Genomic DNA, 18012 nt, shown 5'->3' on the forward strand with positions numbered 1-18012 from the left:
ATTTCACGCGGCCACCAGGCCCATTCAGCTGGCCGTGCTCCGCCGTGGTCGAGGTCGCCAGGCCGGGCGCAGGCTTCCCCTCCCGCGGCTGAAGCCCGGTTCTCCACCGATGGTCGAAGCCGCCGCCGCCGCAAGGCGGGTGTAAACTAGGTGGCTAGACGCATTCCCTCTGCATCAAGGATCTTCATGTCCCTCACCGCCACTTTCGACACCACCCAGGGCCCGATCAAGGTCGAGCTGTTCGCCGACAAGGCGCCGCTGACCGTGGCCAACTTCGTGAACCTGGTCAAGCACGGCTTCTATGACGGGCTGATCTTCCACCGGGTGATCGCCGACTTCATGATCCAGGGCGGCTGCCCGCAGGGGCGCGGCACCGGCGGGCCGGGCTACAAGTTCGAAGACGAGAAGAATGGCGTGAAGCACGAAGTCGGCTCGCTGTCGATGGCCAACGCCGGCCCGAACACCAACGGCAGCCAGTTCTTCATCACCCACATCAAGACCGACTGGCTGGATGGCCGCCATACCGTTTTCGGCAAGGTCCTGGAAGGCCAGGCCATCGTCGATTCGGTCAAGCAGGGTGACGTGATCCATTCGATCACCCTGGAAGGCGATGTCGACGCCGCGCTGGCCGCACAGGCCGACCGCGTCGCCGAGTGGAACAAGATCCTCGCCGCCTGATTCCCCTTCGAAACGGCCACCCACAGGTGGCCGTTTCCCTGTTCCCCGCCGCCTGCCCGGCCTGCTTGGCCACGCCCGCGGCGTCCCACCAAACGCTTGCAAGCAAGAGGAAACCCCCATGAAAGCACCCGTTCGTGTTGCCGTGACCGGCGCCGCCGGCCAGATCGGTTATGCCCTGCTGTTCCGCATCGCCTCTGGCGAAATGCTGGGCAAGGACCAGCCGGTCATCCTGCAGCTGCTGGAGCTGCCGGTCGACAAGGCCCAGGCGGCCCTGAAGGGCGTGATGATGGAGCTGGAAGACTGCGCCTTCCCGCTGCTGGCCGGCATGGTCGGCACCGACATGCCGAAGTCGCCTTCAAGGACGCGGACATCGCCCTGCTGGTCGGCGCGCGTCCGCGTGGCCCGGGCATGGAGCGCAAGGACCTGCTGCTGGAAAACGCCAAGATCTTCACCGCCCAGGGCGCGGCACTGAACAAGGTCGCCAGCCGTGACGTGAAGGTGCTGGTGGTGGGCAACCCGGCCAACACCAACGCCTACATCGCCATGAAGTCGGCCCCGGACCTGAAGCCGGAGAACTTCACCGCCATGCTGCGCCTGGACCACAACCGCGCGCTGAGCCAGCTGTCGGCCAAGCTTGGCAAGCCGGTCGGTGGCATGGAGAAGCTGTCGTGTGGGGCAACCACAGCCCGACCATGTACCCGGACTACCGTTTCGCCACCGCCAACGGTGCGTCGATCGCCGATGCGATCAACGACCAGGAGTGGAATGCCAACACCTTCATCCCGACCGTTGGCAAGCGCGGCGCGGCGATCATTGAAGCCCGCGGCTCGTCCTCGGCGGCTTCGGCAGCGAACGCCGCCATCGACCACGTGCGTGACTGGGTGCTGGGCAGCAACGGCAAGTGGGTCACCATGGGCGTGCCGTCCGACGGTTCCTACGGCATTCCGGAAGGCGTGATCTTCGGCTTCCCGGTGACCACCGAGAACGGCAAGTACACCCTGGTCAAGGACCTGCCGATCGACGACTTCAGCCAGAAGTACATCGACAAGACCCTGGCCGAGCTGGAAGAAGAGCGCGCCGGCGTCGCCCACCTGCTGGGCTGATGCAGGCGGTACCGGCTCCGGTCGGTACGTTTTCCATCAAGGCAGGTACCGACCGTTGGCCGGTACGCAGAAAACGGGGAAGCTTCGGCTTCCCCGTTTTTGTTGGGACGGACACGGAGCCGCATGATCCATCTGCACTACATCGACGACGCGCTGCTGGTGGCCGAGAAGCCCGCCGGCCTGCTGTCCGTGCCCGGCCGCAGTGCCGAGAACCAGGACTGCGTGGTCGCGCGCCTGCAGGCGCTGTACCCGGACGCGCTGACCGTGCACCGCCTGGACCAGGTAACCTCCGGCCTGCTGCTGCACGCGCGCGGGAAGGCAATGCAGGCGGCGTTATCGATGCAGTTCGAGCAGCGCCAGGTCGGAAAGCGGTATGAGGCGGTGGTGCAGGGACTGTTGGCAGGCGATGCCGGTGAAGTGGACCTGCCGTTGATCGTTGACTGGCCGAACCGCCCGAAGCAGCGGGTCGACCACGAGCGCGGCAAACCGGCGCTGACCCGCTGGCGCGTGCTGGCCCGCGAGGATGAAGCGCAGCGCACCCGCGTGGCGCTGGAGCCGGTCACCGGCCGTAGCCATCAGCTGCGCCTGCACATGGCCAGCCTCGGCCATCCCATTGTCGGTGACGTGCTGTATGGCGCCGCACCGGCGCAGCGCGTGCACCTGCATGCGCGCAGCCTGCAGTTCACCCACCCGGTGACGGGCGAGGCGCTCGCGTTCGAGTCAGCGACTCCGTTCTAGGGGTTCGGCAGGGCTTGCAGCCCTGCACCTGCAGAATCAACGTCAAAAGGTGGCTTACTGGGGGATGACGGGCGGGTCCGGTTGCGGGGGCGCCGTGAATCCGTCCATGGAGGCTCGGTCGCCGCATCCATGCGGCTCACGCCCCCGCAACCGGACCCACCCCGCCTCTGACAGTTTGCTGCGGTCTGTTGGACATGCCGATGGGGTCAGATCCGTTTTCCTCCAGAAAACGGATCTGACCCCAGATTGATTTCGATATCTGACAGAAGTGTCGACCAAGGTCGACACCTACCGACAGCCGCAGGAATCTGTCAGAGGTGGGGCGGTGTCGGAGTGCGGGGTGTCCGCGGCATGGATGCCGCGGCCAAGCCTACAGGGACGTACTTGCGGCGTCCCCGCACTCCGACACCGCCCCGCCACCCCACGGATAGCCCGTCTTTGACGTTGCTCTGGCTCGTAGCAGGTGCAGGGCTGCAAGCCCTGCAGAACAAAACCCACCCCCTACCAAGGTAGGGCGGCCCGCGCGCCAGCGCCGGACTATCCTCGAACCCATGACTTTGTCTGGGAGGGCTGCGTCATGAACTACGAGGAAACCTACCGTCGCTCGATCGACGAGCCGGAGGCGTTCTGGGGCGAGGAAGCCAAGCGCATCCATTGGCACAAACCACCCCGGCAGGTGCTCGACTACAGCAACCCGCCGTTCCGGCGCTGGTTCGTCGGCGGTGAAACCAATCTCTGCTACAACGCCGTCGACCGTCATCTGGCCGAGCGTGCCGACCAGCTCGCGCTGGTCGCGATCTCCACCGAAACCAACAGTACCCGCGAGATCACCTATCGCCAGCTGTATCGCGAAGTGAACGACTTCGCCGCCGTGCTCAAGCACCTCGGCGTCGGTCACGGCGACCGCGTGGTGATCTACATGCCGAACATGGCCGAGGCCGTGTTCGCGATGCTCGCCTGCGCGCGCATCGGTGCGGTGCACTCGGTGGTGTTTGGTGGTTTCGCCGCGCACAACCTGGCGCTGCGCATCGACGACGCCAGGCCGAAGCTGCTGATCGCGGCCGATGCCGGCATGCGCGGTGGCAAGCTGATCCCATACAAGCCAATGGTCGATGCAGCCTGCGCCGAAGCCACGTCGCCACCGCCGCACGTGCTGATCGTGTCGCGCGGGCTGGATGCCGCCGAACCTCGCGTGCCGGGACGTGATGTGGAATACGCCACGTTGCGCGCGCAGATCGGCGAGGTCGATGTGCCAGTGCAGTGGCTGGAAGCGAGCGAACCGAGCTATCTGCTGTATACCTCCGGCACCACCGGCAAGCCGAAGGGCGTGCAGCGCGATGTGGGCGGCTACGCGGTGGCGATGGCACAGTCGATGGAGACTGTGTTCGACTGCAAGCCGGGCCAGGTGATGTTCTCCACCTCCGATGTCGGCTGGGCCGTGGGCCATTCCTACAATGTGTACGGCCCGTTGATCGGCGGCTGCACGTCACTGCTGTACGAAGGGTTGCCGACGAATCCGGACCCGGGCATCTGGTGGGCGCTGTGCGAGCAGTACAACGTGCGCACCATGTTCTCCTCGCCCACCGCCATCCGCGTGCTGAAGAAGCACGATGTGGATTTCATCCATCGCCACGACCTGCGCGCGCTGAAGTACCTGTTCCTGGCCGGTGAGCCATTGGATGAACCGACCGCGCACTGGATCAGCGAAGCGCTTGGCAAGCCGATCATCGACAACTACTGGCAGACCGAAACCGGCTGGCCGGCGCTGACCCTGCTGCCGGGCCTGGAGATGAAGCCGGTGCGCTTCGGCTCGCCGGGCTTCCCCAACCTCGGTTACCGGATGAAGGTGATCGATGAGAACACCGGAGAGGAGGTCGCACCGGGACAGAAGGGCGTGCTGGTGGTGTCGCCGCCGTTGCCGCCGGGCTGCATGAGCACGGTGTGGAACGACGACAACCGTTTCCTGCAGAGCTACTTCAGCCACTTCAAGGAACTGCTGTACAGCTCGCTGGACTGGGCGATCCGCGACAACGATGGCTACACCTTCATCCTCGGTCGCACCGATGACGTGATCAACGTGGCGGGCATCGGCTGGGCACGCGCGAGATCGAGGAGGCCATTTCCAGTCATCCGCGTGTAGCCGAGGCGGCCGTGATCGGGGTCAAGGACGAGCTGAAGGGGCAGGTGCCGCTGGTGTTCGTCACCCTCAAGCAGGGTCTGGAGGGTGAGGATCCGGCGCCGGTGGTGGCCGAGATGATGGCCACGGTGACCACCTCGCTCGGGGCGGTCGCGCGCCCGGCACATGTGCACGTGGTCAATGCGCTGCCCAAGACCCGCTCAGGCAAGCTGCTGCGGCGCTCGTTGCAGGCGCTGGCCGAGCAGCGCGACCCGGGCGACCTGTCGACGCTGGATGACCCCGGTGCGCTGGAGGAGATCCGGCGCGCGCTGGGACGCTGACCTGCTCCTGTAGTGCCGGGCCCATGCCCGGCTCCGCTCGTCCGCGCAGCCGAGTGTGGGGCCGGCGCTACGGAGGACCAGCGGTGCTGCACCGCAGCTTCCACCGTGCGACCGGTGCGCTAAGCTCGGCCCGGGGGAGCGCGCCCTTCGGGCGCGCTGCATGGCGCTTCAAGCAAGGGGGGGATGCAATGGCATTGCTGCACGCCAAGACGGCCGCTGGCCGCCAGGAGATAGAGGACCGTGCCCGGCGATTGCCGGCCGCGTTGCGCTCGATCCTGCTGATGGTGGATGGCCACCGCGACGACACCGAACTGCGGGGACTGCTGGCGGGCCTGCGCGCCCCCCCGGACGCACTGGAGCAGCTGGCCGCGCAGGGCCTGATCGAAGTGGTGGGCGGCAGCGTCGAGGCGGCTCCGGCGCGCGGCATCAGCACTGGCCGCGAACAGGATCCGGCGTTGTACCAGCAGTTGTACGATGCAATGAGCGAAGCGGTGCGTCGCCACCTTGGCCTGAAGGGCTACTTCATGCAGCTGAAGATCGAACGCTGTGCTGATGCCGTGGCGCTCGAGCGGCTGTGCCCCGAGTTGCTGGCAGCGGTGGGCAAGGCACGCAGCCCGGCACTGGCGCAGCGCTGGTGGCAGGAAACCCAGGCGGCCCTGGTGAAGGGCAACGGCGAGGTCGTGCAGGCCTGATCCACCGCGTAAAGTGATCGGTTCACTTCCCCACAAGGAGTCCCGCGTGCAGGACGACCACGATGACACCGACACCCCCGGCTGGGATGCGATCAACGCCGCGCTGGCGCCGCTGTATGCCGGGCAGGAACCCCGCCATTACGGCACGGCGCTGCCGTACACGCTTGGTGGCCAGGATCCACTGGATGGCATCAGCGTGTACTGGGCGGACACGCCGGTACCGCACTGGCATTACATCACCTATGGGTTTTCCGAGCTCTATGACAAGCAGAGCAGTGATGCCGCAAGCAGCGGCTACGGTTTCGAGCTGACCTTCCGCCTCGCGGCCGGGAACGGTGAGAGCGCCGACAGCACGCCGCCGGTGTGGCCGATGAACCTGCTGCAGAATCTGGCGCGCTATGTATTCGGCAGCGGCAACGTGTTCGAGGATGGCCACCACCTCAATGCCAACGGACCGATTGCGCTGGAGACCGATACGCGGCTGTGCCACCTGGCCTTCGTCGCCGACCCGCAGTTGCCCGAACGCGAAACCGCCAATGGCCGCCTGCAGTTCCTGCAGCTGGTCGGGTTGACCGATGAGGAGATGGAGGCGGTCAAGCGCTGGTCCGCGCGCGGCGTGCTGCAGGCCCTGCAGCCGGTCATGCCGCTGTGGATCAGTGACCTGCATCGCGACAACCTGCTGCGTGATCCGGCCTTGGCCGCGCAGGTGCAGGCGGGCAGCGAGCGCGAAGGTTCCAGCACCGGCATGTTGTTCGTCGAGACCCTGGACTGGCGCCAGGACATGGACCGGACCACGCTGGTGCTTGGGGCCGGCCAGGTCGCCAGTGTGGTCGAGCTGCTGCCGCTGCGCCTGCACCACGGCAGATCGCTGGAACTGGCCAGCCGGGAGCGGCAATGGGAGTTCACGCCGGCGGCGGGCGAAGAGGCGCGCGACGTGGGTGTGGACAGCGCGCGTTGGGCGCTGGACGCTGCCGCGTTGCAGGCATTGTCGAGCGTGCGTGCCGAACGCGGGATCTACCCGCTGGGCGATGGCTTGCACATCGAAGTGGTGCCGACCTTCCTGCGCGACGCCAAGGGCGAAGTGATCCGCCAGATCGGCTGACCACACCTGTCGGACCGGTCAGAGCCGCCCGCTGCGCAGACGGATCCGACCCCGTTTCCGGAACCGATGGGGTCGGACACGTTCGCCACGCGAACGGCTCCGACCCCGGGTCAGGGTCAGGCCAGGCCTTCGGCCTTCAGCGCGGCCTGCACGCCGGCATCGGCGTCCATGCGGGCCTTGTAGGCGGCCAGGTTGTCCAGGCCGGACAGGTCGACCTTGGTACCGTGGGCCCAGCGCAGGGTGATATAGAAGTACGGATCGGCAAAGCTGCGGAAACCGGCCAGCCAGGGCTTGTCGGCCAGCTGCCTGTCGGCGGTCTCGAACAGGCCACGCAGGCGCTTGCGCGCGGCAGCGCGGATTGCGTCGTACTGGCTTTCTTCGGCGATGAATTTGCCCGGCGCGAACAGCGGCGAGAATGCGGGATGCAGATCGGAATTGACGAACGCCAGCCAGCGGGTGGCTTCGGCGCGCTGGCGCGGGCTGCCATCACCGGCGAGGCCGGCCTGCGGGAAGCTGTCAGCGATATAGCCCATGATCGCCGCATTCTGCAGCAGCACGAAGTCGCCATCGACCAATGCGGGAACGGCGCCAGCCGGATTGACCTTGAGGAATTCCGGACCCTTCAGGGTGTCCTTGTCCAGCAGTTCAACCTCGAACGGCTGCCCGGTCCATTGCAGGGCGATGTGGTCGGCGGTGGAACAGGCACCGGGCTTGCTGTACAGCTTCATGGAAACTCCAGGTGAGGCGGGCGGAAAACGCCCACTATCCCAGAGCCTGGCGGCGGGCAGCAACGCTGCCGCCAGCACGATCGTTACGACTGGCGCGGCTTGAGATTCTGCACCTTGTAGAAGGTGTGGTCGCCGATCGTGGCTACCTGGTAAGCGTTGCGCCAGCTCGGGCTGGCGATCGACAGCGCGGCGAAGTGACTGGCACCGGGCACGATCTCGCGGCGTTCGCCGGCCGGCAGTGCCCAGTTGCGCTCGGCGTCGAAGGCCACGTTCATCGCCTCGCGCCAGGCGGCATCGTTGCCCAGCTGGGTGCCGGGGGAGACGATGGTGGGCGCGAACTGCTTGCGCGCGGTGACCACCTGGCACATGGAGTCGCCCCACAGGCCGCTGTCAAGGCGACGCAGGGCGACCTCGGCGACGGCCTGCTGGCCGCGCAGGGTCTGGTCGCGGGCTTCCAGGTACACGGTGGTGCTCAAGCACAACGAATCAGCGGCCGGCTGCGGCAGCAACTGCGACAGCCAGAGGATCCAGGCCAGTTTCATATCACTCCTTGCTCCGTATGGGCCGCACCTGCGGGGTCCTGCCGCGGAGGCGGCAGGAGCGCAGTACGACTTGGCGTCATGGGGAGGCGGCCATCGGGGCCGCCCCGTGGGCAGCCCCAAGGAAACGATCAGTACTGATCGAGGGGCCGCACCGGCTCACCGGAAACTGGCTGGTGAGCAGAAAGTTGGCGCAAGGTAGGGGGGCATGGCCGAACGCATCATGAACCGCGCGGCTTGACATTCAGGTTCAACAGGGGCGACGAAAATCACATTCCGGCCCCCATTCATGCGCTCATCAGAGCGCTGCAGCGACCCGGCTCCCCTGGTCGATGGCGCGTTTTGCATCGAGTTCGGCCGCCACATCGGCACCACCGATCAGCCGTGCGTTGATGCCGGCCGCCTGGAGTTCGGCATGCAGCGCGCGATTCGGTTCCTGCCCCGCGCAGATCACCACATGGTCGACCGGCAGCAGCTGTTCGCTGCCGTTCACGCGGATGCGCAGGCCTTCGTCGTCCACGCCGAGGTACTCGACGCCGCCGAGCATGCGCACGCCCTTGGCCTTCAGCGTGGCGCGATGGATCCAGCCGGTGGTCTTGCCCAGCCGCGCGCCGGGCTTGCCCGGGCTGCGCTGCAGCAGCCACAGGCGGCGCGGCGAGGCCTCGGTCTGCGGCCGGGCCAGCGAGCCCCGGGCCTCGAACGTGCCGTCCACGCCCCATTCGGCCATCCAGCGCTGCGGATCAAGTGCGGGTGACCCGCCCTCGTGGCTGAGGAACTCGCCGACGTCGAAGCCGATCCCGCCGGCGCCGATGATCGCCGCATTGGCACCCACTTCGACCCGGCCCAGCAGCACGTCCAGGTAGCTGACCACCTTGGCGTGGTCGGCACCCGGGAAGTCGACCTTGCGCGGGGTGATGCCGGTGGCCAGCACCACTTCGTCGAAGCCGGCCAGGTGGCTGGCATCGGCGCGGGTGCCCAGGCGCAGCTGCACGCCGGTTTCCTGCAGCGTGTGGCGGAAGTAGCGCAGGGTCTCGTGGAACTCTTCCTTGCCGGGGATGCGCTTGGCCACGTTGAACTGGCCACCGATCTCGTCGCTGGCGTCGAACAGGGTGACCTGGTGCCCGCGCTGGGCCGCGACGGTGGCGCAGGCCAGGCCGGCCGGGCCGGCACCGACCACGGCGACCTTCTTCGGCGCGGCGGTGGGGTGATAGACCAGCTCGGTCTCGTGTGCGGCGCGTGGATTGACCAGGCAGCTGGCCAGCTTGTTCTCGAACACGTGATCCAGGCACGCCTGGTTGCAGGCGATGCAGGTGTTGATCGCATCGGCCCGGCCGGCCCGTGCCTTGTTCGGCCACTGCGGGTCGGCCAGCAATGGGCGTGCCAGCGACACCATGTCGGCACCGCCGCCCGCAAGGATGCGCTCGGCGACATCGGGCATGTTGATGCGGTTGGTCGCCACCAGCGGCAGCTTCACATGCGGCTTGAGCTTGGCAGTGACGCCGGCAAAGGCTGCACGCGGCACCGAGGTGGCAATGGTCGGAATGCGCGCCTCATGCCAGCCGATACCGGAATTGATGATCGTCGCGCCGGCGGCCTCGATGGCCTGCGCCTGTTGCACGATCTCTTCCCAGTTGCTGCCGTCTTCCACCAGGTCGACCAGCGACAGGCGGTAGATGATGATGAAATCCGGTCCGCAGGCCTCGCGGATGCGTCGCACGATCTCGACCGCGAAGCGCATGCGCTGGCGCGCGTCGCCGCCCCAGGCGTCGGTACGCTTGTTGGTGCGCGGGGCGATGAACTCATTGATGAGGTAGCCCTCCGAGCCCATCACTTCCACGCCGTCGTAGCCGGCTTGGCGGGCCAGTTTCGCACTGCGTGCGTAGTCGGCGATATGGCGTTCGACGCCACTGGCCGACAGCGCGCGCGGGGTGAACGGGTTGATCGGCGCCTTCAGCTTCGACGGTGCCACCGACAGCGGGTGGTAGGCATAGCGGCCGGCATGCAGCAGCTGCAGGCAGATCTTCGCGCCGTGCTGGTGCGCGGCGGCGGTGAGCTGGCGGTGCGGCCGCACTTCCCACGGCCACGACAGCTTGCCGCCGAACGGCTTCAGCCAACCGACCACATTCGGCGCGAAGCCGCCGGTGACGATCAGGCCGACGCCGCCTTCGGCGCGCTCGGCGAAGTAGGCCGCCAGCCGCGGGAAATCACGGGCGCGATCCTCCAGGCCCGTGTGCATCGAGCCCATCAGCACCCGGTTGCGCAGCTGGGTGAAACCCAGGTCCAGTGGGCTGAACAGGTGGGGGTAGGCGCTTTCGTTGGCTGGCGACATGATCGATACGCTTGCGTACGGAAGCGCGAAGCGTGCCGTGAAACGGCGGCCGGAGCAAGCGCCGCTTCGCTGGATGGCGCCGGGCCGTGCCCGGCGACGCGATCACCCCCGGGCGCGCTGGGCGCTCTCCGGGCGTCGCCCAGCGCTATCGGGCGCGTGCGGCTGCGCTGCCTTGCCGATCCCGAACCAGCCCAGCGTGATCCCGCACAGCGGCCCGATCAGCAGGGCGAAGGCCAGGGTGCCGAGGCCCACGTTGCCACCCAGCCACCAGCCCAGCAGCAGCACACTGCCCTCGATCAGGCTGCGTACCTTCCAGATCGGCCACCCGGTACGCGCATGCAGGCCGGTCATCAGGCCGTCGCGTGGGCCGGGGCCGAGGCGGGCGCCGATGTACAGGCCGGTGGCCAGCGCCACCAGGAGCAGGCCGGCCGTGAACATCGCCAACTGCCACGGAAGGCCGGAAGCCGGCGGCAGCAGCCACAGGCCGAACTGCGCGGAGGGCCCGATCAGCAGCACGTTGAGCACCGTGCCGACTCCTGGCTTCTGCCGCAGCGGCCACCACAACAGCAGCACCAATGCACCAATCACATTGGTGGCCAGCCCGAACGACAGCGGTGTCTGTGCCGCAATGCCCTGGGACAGCACGTCCCAAGGAGCGATGCCGATCGCTGCGCGGATCATCAACGAGGCGCCGAAGCCGTACAGGAACAGGCCGGTGATCAGTTGCAGGAGGCGCAGGGGCAGGGCGGAGGGCATGGCGGTCTCGGGGGAGGGGATCTGTTTCCACCGTAGCCATGATTCGTTTCTGCCAATAGATACAGATACCCGCCAATCCGCCCGCACAGGCGGAATGCGTAGAGCCGAGCCCATGCTCGGCTGCTTTGCTCCACCAGCCGAGCGTGGGCTCGGCTCTGCATCTACATCAGCAGGGCGCTCACTCGTCCCAGCCCGCAAGGGCCAGCTTGCCCAGCGTGCGTCCGCTGGCCAGGCGCTGATGCGCGATGTCCAGATTCGCTGCGTTGATCGTGCCCAGTGTTTCGCTGAGGGTACCGCGCAGCTGGCCGGCATCGATCATGCTGGCGGCGCGGCTGAGGATGCGGTGTTGCTCGATGCGGTCCGCGGTGGCGAACCGAGACCGCGCGAACATGAATTCCCAGTGGATGCCGATGCACTTGGCCTTGTACGGATCACCGATGCGCAGCGCACCGCGAGGCTCGACGATCAGGCCGACGTGGCCCTGCGGCGCCAGCACCTGGCCCAGCTCATCCCAGTAGTGATCGGTGTCGGCGAGATTGAGTGCGACCTGTACTGTCTCGATGCCCAGCGCCCGTAGCTGCGGCATCAGCGGCTGGCGGTGATCGACGACGTGCTGCGCGCCCATCGTCCGGCACCAGTCCGCCGATGCCTCGCGTGATGCGGTGGCGATCACCTCGAAGCCGGCATGCCGGGCCAGCTGGACTGCGATCGATCCGACGCCGCCCGCACCGCCGATCACCAGCAGGTGCTGGCCCGCGTGGCGCCGATCATCCAGCTGCAAGGGCATGCGCTCGAACAACAGCTCCCAGGCGGTGAGGGTGGTCAGCGGCAGCGCAGCGGCTTCAGCGAAGTCGAGGGTGGTCGGCTTGCGCGCGACCAGACGCTCGTCGACCAGCTGGTATTGCGCATTGCAGCCCGGGCGCGTCACATCGCCGGCGTAGTAGACCTCATCGCCCGAGGCGAACAGGCTGGCCTCATCGCCGATGGCTTCAACCACCCCCGCAGCATCCCAGCCAAGTACGCGCGGCACATCAAGCGTGGCCGCAGCAGTCGCGGCACGCTGCTTGCCATCGACGGGGTTGACCGAGACCGCTTCGACCCGGACCAGCAGGTCACGGCCCTGCGGCGGCAGCGGCGGCGGCAGGTGGATGTCCTGCAGGGCAGGGGCGGACTCACGACTCAGGGCGACGGCTTTCATTACGGCTCCGGCTGGGTTCGTGTTTCCATCATAAGGTTCCTCACCTTTGCGGAAATGCGCTGAACCATGCCGGGCGGCCGCCGGTGCAGAATGTCGTTTCCGACGCCTAAACCCCGCCAAACCCTTGCAGGGTGCAGGTCTTGCGGATTTTCATCATCCTGTATAGGGTTTCAACGTCGGACCGGTGGCCGGTCGGGCGCAACACTTCACATGTTACGGGACTGTTAACATGGCCTTCACCCGCCTGAGCATAATGTTCGCGGCGGTGGCGTGCTGAATCGGCTGTCTGAACATCGACGCAGTAGTGCTGGCCCATGCCTCTACCGGTTTCATACCCCCGAAATAGGAGCTGTACTCAATGAACAAGAAGATCCTTACTGCCGCGCTGCTCGGTGGTCTGGCTTTCGCCCAGGCTGCTTCCGCGCAGGAGTTCGATGACCGCTGGTACCTGACCGGTTCGGCCGGCTTCAACTTCCAGGACAGCGACCGTCTGACCAACGACGCTCCGTTCGTGACCCTGGGCCTGGGCAAGTTCATCAGCCCGAACTGGTCGCTGGACGGTGAGCTGAACTACCAGAACCCGAACTTCGACGGCAACCAGGACCTGAACTGGTCGCAGTACGGTGTCTCGCTGGATCTGCGCCGCCACTTCATCAAGGAAGGCCGCGGCTGGAACCCGTACCTGCTGGCCGGCCTGGGCTACCAGAAGTCGGAGGAAGAGTACCCCGCACTGGACAACAACGGTCCGCGTGAGCGCAAGGACGGCAACTTCGCCGCCAAGGTCGGCGTCGGCCTGCAGACCACCTTCGAGAAGCGCGTTGCCGTGCGCGCCGAAGTGGCTTACCGCGCTGACTTCGACGACCAGAGCGTTGCCGCTCCGAAGGAAGACTGGTTCGGTGACGTGCTGGCTTCGGTCGGTGTCGTGATCCCGCTGGGCCCGGCTCCGGTCGCGGCTGCTCCGGCTCAGGCTCCGGTTGCTCCGAGCTGCGCCGACCTGGACGACGATGGTGACGGCGTCAACAACTGCGACGACAAGTGCCCGAACTCGCAGCCGGGCCAGACCATCGGTCCGGACGGTTGCCCGGTGCCGGTCTCCATCGACCTGAAGGGCGTCAACTTCGACTTCGACAAGTCGAACCTGCGTCCGGACGCCGTGGCGATCCTGAGCGAAGCGACCGAGATCCTGAAGCGCTACCCGGATCTGCGTGTTGAAGTCGCCGGTCACACCGACTCGAAGGGTACCGACGCCTACAACCAGAAGCTGTCGGAGCGTCGTGCCACCGCGGTGTACAACTACCTGACCCAGAACGGCGTTGATGCTTCGCGTCTGGTTGGCCCGATCGGCTACGGCGAGAGCCGCCCGATTGCTCCGAACACCAACCCGGATGGTTCGGACAACCCGGAAGGCCGCGCCAAGAACCGTCGTACCGAGCTGAACGTCCAGAACTAAGTTCTGGCGATCTCCCGCAAGACACAGCAGGACCCGGCTTCGGCCGGGTCTTGTTGTTTGTGCGGGAGGAAACGGCGAAGCTGCGGCGAGGATGACCGTTTGTCGGCTTTTTGTCCGTGAAACAATGGGTTGCCGTATTCATTGAAGGTGGCGCTTGAAAGCTGACGCGGCATTGCTAAACTCGCCGCGTCACTTCCTTTCGTGGATGCCCTTCATGCTGCGCTCTGCATCGGCCGCCGTCCTGGCGCTGGCCCTGGTTCCCGCCGCCCACGCCGCCGTCGATTGCTCGGCCAACACCAGCGCTTCGCCGCTGCCGTTGCCGGCCACGACCATCGCGCCGGTGGCCGATGAGCTGTACATCCGCGGCAACCAGCTGGGCATGCCTGCAGGCGTCCTCAGCACCAATTACGACCCTTCGCAATCGCTGGACCAGGTGCTGCAGCGGCTGCGCATCGATGGCTGCCAGAACATCGCCAAGGCCATTCCGAGCGCGCCGGCGGTGAAACCGAATGATCCGGCGGCCTACAAGCCGCAGACCGAATTCGACAACACGCCCTGGCGCTTCGACATGAGCCAGAACGGCAAGCGCATGACGGCCGAAGAGTTCGACGCCTGGATGAAGGCGCGCGGCGTACGCGTGGTCAAGGCCCGTCCGGCACCGGCCGCCACCCCGGCTGCGGCCGAAGCACCGGCCGAAACCAGGCCGGTCGACAAGAAGTAACCCTGCGGGGAGCAGTGGCTTGCGCACGCGCCGCCCACCTGCCGTCCCCGCCGCCCGCTCCCACGCATCGCGTGGGCGTGCGAACTCCGCTGCCGCATCCTCCGGCGTCCGCCATGGTCTGGCGCGCGTGCTGTCCAAGGCGGGCGTCTGCTCGCGCAGCGAGGCCGCGCGCTGGATCGCCGAAGGCCGTGTGCGCGTTTCCGGCCGTGTCATCCGTGACCCCGAGTTTCCGATTGCCCAGCCGGCGCCGCCGATCGAAGTCGATGGCCAACCGATGGGCGCGCCGCAGCGCCTGTACCTGATGCTCAACAAGCCGCGTGGAGTGGTGACCACCACCCAGGACGAGCGTGGCCGTGACACCGTGTATCGCTGTTTTGACGGCGCCGGCCTGCCCTGGATCGCCCCGGTCGGGCGGCTGGACAAGGCCAGTGAAGGGTTGTTGCTGTTCAGCAACGATCCGCAGTGGGCCGCACGCCTGACCGATCCGGACACCGGGCCACAGAAGACCTATCACGTGCAGGTCGATCACCTGCCCGATGACGCCACGCTGGTGGCATTGCAGGCCGGGGTGGAGGACGAGGGGGAATTCCTCGTCGCCCAGGCCGTGCGCGTGCTGCGCAGTGGCGACAAGACCGCGTGGCTGGAAGTGGTCCTCGATGAGGGCCGCAACCGCCACATCCGCCGCCTGTTGGCGGCCTTCGACCTGCAGGTGCTGCGCCTGGTCCGGGTCGCGATCGGCGGGCTGCTGCTCGGCGATCTCGGCAAGGGGCAGTGGCGGGTGCTGGAGGTCAGTGACCAGCAGCGGCTGGGGGCCGCTGCACCGGGCTGATCATCGCCCGCAGCCGGCGATTGCCGGCCACCGTGCCAGGCGTAAGGGGCGCCTGGTGTTGAATTTCCCGAACGGAGCCTGCCCATGTATCACCCGACCCTCAACCAAACCCTGCGCTGTGCAGGCCTGCTGCTGCCGATAATGCTGCTGACCGCCTGTGGCGGACACAAGAAGGCGGCCAAGGCGGAAACACCCGCCGAGACCCCGGTGGTCGAAGTGAAGGCCCCGGAGCTGGATGGCCGTGGCAGTTACCGCTTCCTGATGAGCAATGGCGACAGGAAGATGACCGCCGACGAATTTGATGCCTGGATGAAGGCCAACGGCATCCGCGTCGCCAAGGGCAATGGCCAGGCCGCTGCCGGCAAAGCGGTGGTGGTGGCCAGCAAGGACGAGCCGAAGGGCAAGAAGAAAAAGAAGTGACGTCTGTGGGTGCCGACCTTGGTCGGCACGCTTTGGCCGGTGGGGTCAGGGCCCCTTTCCGCAGGAAAGGGAACCGACCCCGGCGTGATCAGCCCTTGATCACGCCCAGCTCGATACCGATGCGGGTGAACGCATCGATCGCACGATCCAGATGCTCGCGGCTGTGTGCGGCGCTCATCTGCGTGCGGATGCGCGCCTGCCCCTTCGGCACCACGGGGAAGAAGAAGCCGATCGCGTAGATGCCTTCTTCCAGCAGGCGCTCGGCGAACTTCTGCGCCAGCGGGGCGTCGTACAGCATCACCGGGCTGATCGGATGCACGCCCGGCTTCACGTCGAAACCGGCTGCGATCATCTTCTCGCGGAAGTAGGCAGTGTTGCCGGCCAGCTTTTCACGCAGGTCGCCGGCCGCCGCCAGCATCTCGAACGCCTTGATGCCTGCGGCCACGACGTGCGGCGGCAGCGAGTTGGAGAACAGGTAGGGGCGTGAGCGCTGGCGCAGCAGTTCGATCACCTCGGCGCTGGCGCAGGTGAAGCCGCCCAGGGCGCCGCCCATGGCCTTGCCCAGGGTGCCGGTGATGATGTCGATCCTGTCCAGGACGCCCTTGACCTCGGCCGAGCCGCGGCCGGTGGCACCGAGGAAGCCGGTGGCGTGGCATTCGTCGATGTGGACCAGCGCGTTGTACTTCCTTGCCAGTGCGGTGATCTCATCCAGCGGGGCAATGAAGCCGTCCATCGAGAACACGCCGTCGGTGGTGATCAGCTTGGTCCTGCAACCGGCGGCATCGGCGGCCTGCAGCTGCGCTTCCAGGTCGGCCATGTCGCAGTTGGCATAACGGAAGCGCTTGGCCTTGCACAGGCGCACGCCGTCGATGATCGAAGCATGGTTGAGCGCATCGGAAATGATCGCGTCGTTCTCGCCGAGCAGGGGCTCGAACAGGCCACCGTTGGCATCGAAGCAGGCCGCGTACAGGATGGTGTCCTGCTTGCCGAAGAAGTCGGCGATCTGCTTCTCCAGCTGCTTGTGCAGATCCTGGGTGCCGCAGATGAAGCGCACCGAGGCCATGCCGAAGCCGTGGGTGTCCAGCGCGTCCTTGGCGGCCTGGATCAGGTCCGGATGGTCGGCCAGGCCCAGATAGTTGTTGGCACAGAAGTTCAGCACCTTGCGGCCGTCGTCGAGGGTGATCTCGGCCGACTGCGGGCTGGTGATGATCCGCTCGGACTTGAACAGGCCCTGGGCGCGGATGGCGTCCAGTTCCTCGGCGTAGTGGCGGGTCAGGGCGGAGGAGGCGTCGGTCATGGCGTGGGCACGGCTCTGCACGGGAAACCGCTGATTCTACCGGGCAATGCTGCTTGCCGACTGGCCAGGACCGGGCACCGCCAGGGGCGGCACATGTTGCATCGCAATAGCAAACGGATTAAAAATCCGTGAACCGGGGCTGTCCCGTTCCGGCCGATACGCCCGCTTCCCGCCTTCCACGCCACCGCCCCCCACCGGAGACGCTCATGAAGCACGCCCGTGCCTGCCTCGCCATTGCCGCTGCCCTGACCCTGGCCGCCCCGTTCGCCGCCAGCGCCCAGGACGCAGAGTCGCCTTACAGCTGGAACGTCACTGCCGTGTCGGATTATCTGTTCCGTGGTGTGTCGCAGACCGATGAGGATCCGACCCTGCAGGCCGGTTTCACCTACACCAGCCCGGTTGGCCTGTATGCCGGCGTGTGGGGTTCGGGCGTCGACTTCGGTCCGGGTGATCCGAGCACCGAAGTGGATTACCAGATCGGCTACGGCGTGGACGTCACGCCCCGCGTCAATTTCGATGCGCTGCTGAACCGCTACACCTACCTCGGTGCCAGCGAGCTGAACTACAACGAGCTGATCACCACCACCACGCTGGATGAAACCTACAAGCTGACGGTGGCCTACACCAACGACGTCTGGAACAGCAGCACCGATGGCTGGTACTTCGGCCTGGGCGGCAGCTGGGGCCTGCCGAAGGACTTCACCCTGAATGCCAACGTCGGCCGCAGCACCTTCGAGGACGGTATCGCCAAGGACTACACCGACTGGAACGTAGGCGTCGAACGCCAGTTCGGCCTGTTCAACGTCGGCCTCGGCTACTACGGCACCGACGGCAACGGCCGCGACAACTCCGGCAAGCTGGCCCACAGCCGCGTGCTGCTGACCGTGGCCGTCGGCAAGTAACGCCGCAGGCGTTACGGTAGGTGCCAAGCTTGCCTGGCACGCATTGCGAAAAAGGCGCCCATCGGGCGCCTTT

General features: G+C 66.6%; 15 protein-coding genes and 2 pseudogenes. 11 read left to right on the top strand and 6 right to left on the bottom strand.

Annotated features, from left to right (window positions below):
• The first annotated feature begins 186 nt into the window (after positions 1-186).
• From A9K58_RS11735 to A9K58_RS11760, 6 genes and pseudogenes are all read left to right on the top strand, one after another.
• Complete coding sequence (locus A9K58_RS11735) at positions 187-678, top strand: peptidylprolyl isomerase (protein ID WP_065199520.1); 492 nt, start codon at positions 187-189, stop codon at positions 676-678.
• Between the two features lie 118 nt (positions 679-796).
• Positions 797-1781 (top strand): annotated as a pseudogene (locus A9K58_RS11740) (malate dehydrogenase).
• Positions 1782-1904: 123 nt separating this feature from the next.
• A complete protein-coding gene (locus tag A9K58_RS11745) occupies positions 1905-2519 on the top strand; it encodes an RluA family pseudouridine synthase (protein ID WP_065199521.1) in 615 nt (204 codons plus the stop codon).
• 577 nt (positions 2520-3096) lie between these two features.
• Positions 3097-4976: pseudogene (gene prpE, locus A9K58_RS11750) on the top strand (propionate--CoA ligase).
• Between the two features lie 188 nt (positions 4977-5164).
• Entirely contained in the window at positions 5165-5668 is a 504-nt protein-coding gene (locus A9K58_RS11755) for a hypothetical protein (RefSeq protein WP_065199522.1), read from the top strand.
• Positions 5669-5714: 46 nt separating this feature from the next.
• Positions 5715-6770, top strand: a complete 1056-nt coding sequence (locus A9K58_RS11760; protein WP_065199523.1) for a suppressor of fused domain protein — start codon at positions 5715-5717, stop codon at positions 6768-6770.
• A gap of 116 nt (positions 6771-6886) precedes the next feature.
• Here A9K58_RS11760 and A9K58_RS11765 read toward each other — a convergent pair whose 3' ends face one another.
• The 5 genes from A9K58_RS11765 to A9K58_RS11785 all read right to left on the bottom strand — a co-directional run bounded on the left by A9K58_RS11765 (position 6887) and on the right by A9K58_RS11785 (position 12320).
• Positions 6887-7498 carry a glutathione S-transferase N-terminal domain-containing protein gene (locus A9K58_RS11765; RefSeq protein WP_065199524.1) on the bottom strand — a complete coding sequence of 204 codons (612 nt, stop codon included), beginning with the start codon at positions 7496-7498 and terminating at the stop codon, positions 6887-6889.
• A gap of 83 nt (positions 7499-7581) precedes the next feature.
• The gene (locus A9K58_RS11770; RefSeq protein WP_065199525.1) at positions 7582-8040 is read right to left on the bottom strand and encodes a cell wall hydrolase; all 459 of its coding nucleotides are present in this window, start codon (positions 8038-8040) and stop codon (positions 7582-7584) included.
• Positions 8041-8335: 295 nt separating this feature from the next.
• Complete coding sequence (locus A9K58_RS11775; protein ID WP_065199526.1) at positions 8336-10366, bottom strand: NADPH-dependent 2,4-dienoyl-CoA reductase; 2031 nt, start codon at positions 10364-10366, stop codon at positions 8336-8338.
• A gap of 102 nt (positions 10367-10468) precedes the next feature.
• On the bottom strand, positions 10469-11122 hold the full coding sequence (gene yczE / locus A9K58_RS11780; protein ID WP_065199527.1) for a membrane protein YczE: 654 nt from the start codon (positions 11120-11122) through the stop codon (positions 10469-10471).
• 178 nt (positions 11123-11300) lie between these two features.
• Positions 11301-12320, bottom strand: coding sequence for a zinc-binding alcohol dehydrogenase family protein (locus A9K58_RS11785; RefSeq protein ID WP_065199528.1), 1020 nt, complete (start codon positions 12318-12320; stop codon positions 11301-11303).
• Between the two features lie 358 nt (positions 12321-12678).
• Here A9K58_RS11785 and A9K58_RS11790 point away from each other — a divergent pair, with 358 nt between their 5' ends.
• The 4 genes from A9K58_RS11790 (at position 12679) to A9K58_RS11805 (ending at position 15740) form a co-directional block, all read left to right on the top strand.
• Positions 12679-13770: an OmpA family protein gene (locus tag A9K58_RS11790; protein ID WP_065199529.1), complete on the top strand. Its 1092-nt coding sequence runs from the start codon at positions 12679-12681 to the stop codon at positions 13768-13770.
• Between the two features lie 214 nt (positions 13771-13984).
• Positions 13985-14491, top strand: coding sequence for a hypothetical protein (locus A9K58_RS11795; protein ID WP_065199530.1), 507 nt, complete (start codon positions 13985-13987; stop codon positions 14489-14491).
• A 19-nt stretch (positions 14492-14510) separates the two neighbouring features.
• Positions 14511-15320 carry a pseudouridine synthase gene (locus tag A9K58_RS11800; protein ID WP_065199531.1) on the top strand — a complete coding sequence of 270 codons (810 nt, stop codon included), beginning with the start codon at positions 14511-14513 and terminating at the stop codon, positions 15318-15320.
• An 84-nt stretch (positions 15321-15404) separates the two neighbouring features.
• A complete protein-coding gene (locus A9K58_RS11805) occupies positions 15405-15740 on the top strand; it encodes a hypothetical protein (protein WP_065199532.1) in 336 nt (111 codons plus the stop codon).
• Positions 15741-15828: 88 nt separating this feature from the next.
• Here A9K58_RS11805 and kbl read toward each other — a convergent pair whose 3' ends face one another.
• The gene (gene kbl, locus A9K58_RS11810; RefSeq protein ID WP_065199533.1) at positions 15829-17037 is read right to left on the bottom strand and encodes a glycine C-acetyltransferase; all 1209 of its coding nucleotides are present in this window, start codon (positions 17035-17037) and stop codon (positions 15829-15831) included.
• 206 nt (positions 17038-17243) lie between these two features.
• Here kbl and A9K58_RS11815 point away from each other — a divergent pair, with 206 nt between their 5' ends.
• Entirely contained in the window at positions 17244-17939 is a 696-nt protein-coding gene (locus A9K58_RS11815; RefSeq protein ID WP_065199534.1) for a TorF family putative porin, read from the top strand.
• Positions 17940-18012 lie beyond the last annotated feature (73 nt).

The sequence above is a fragment of the Stenotrophomonas maltophilia genome, assembly GCF_001676385.1.
Taxonomy (GTDB): domain Bacteria; phylum Pseudomonadota; class Gammaproteobacteria; order Xanthomonadales; family Xanthomonadaceae; genus Stenotrophomonas; species Stenotrophomonas maltophilia_J.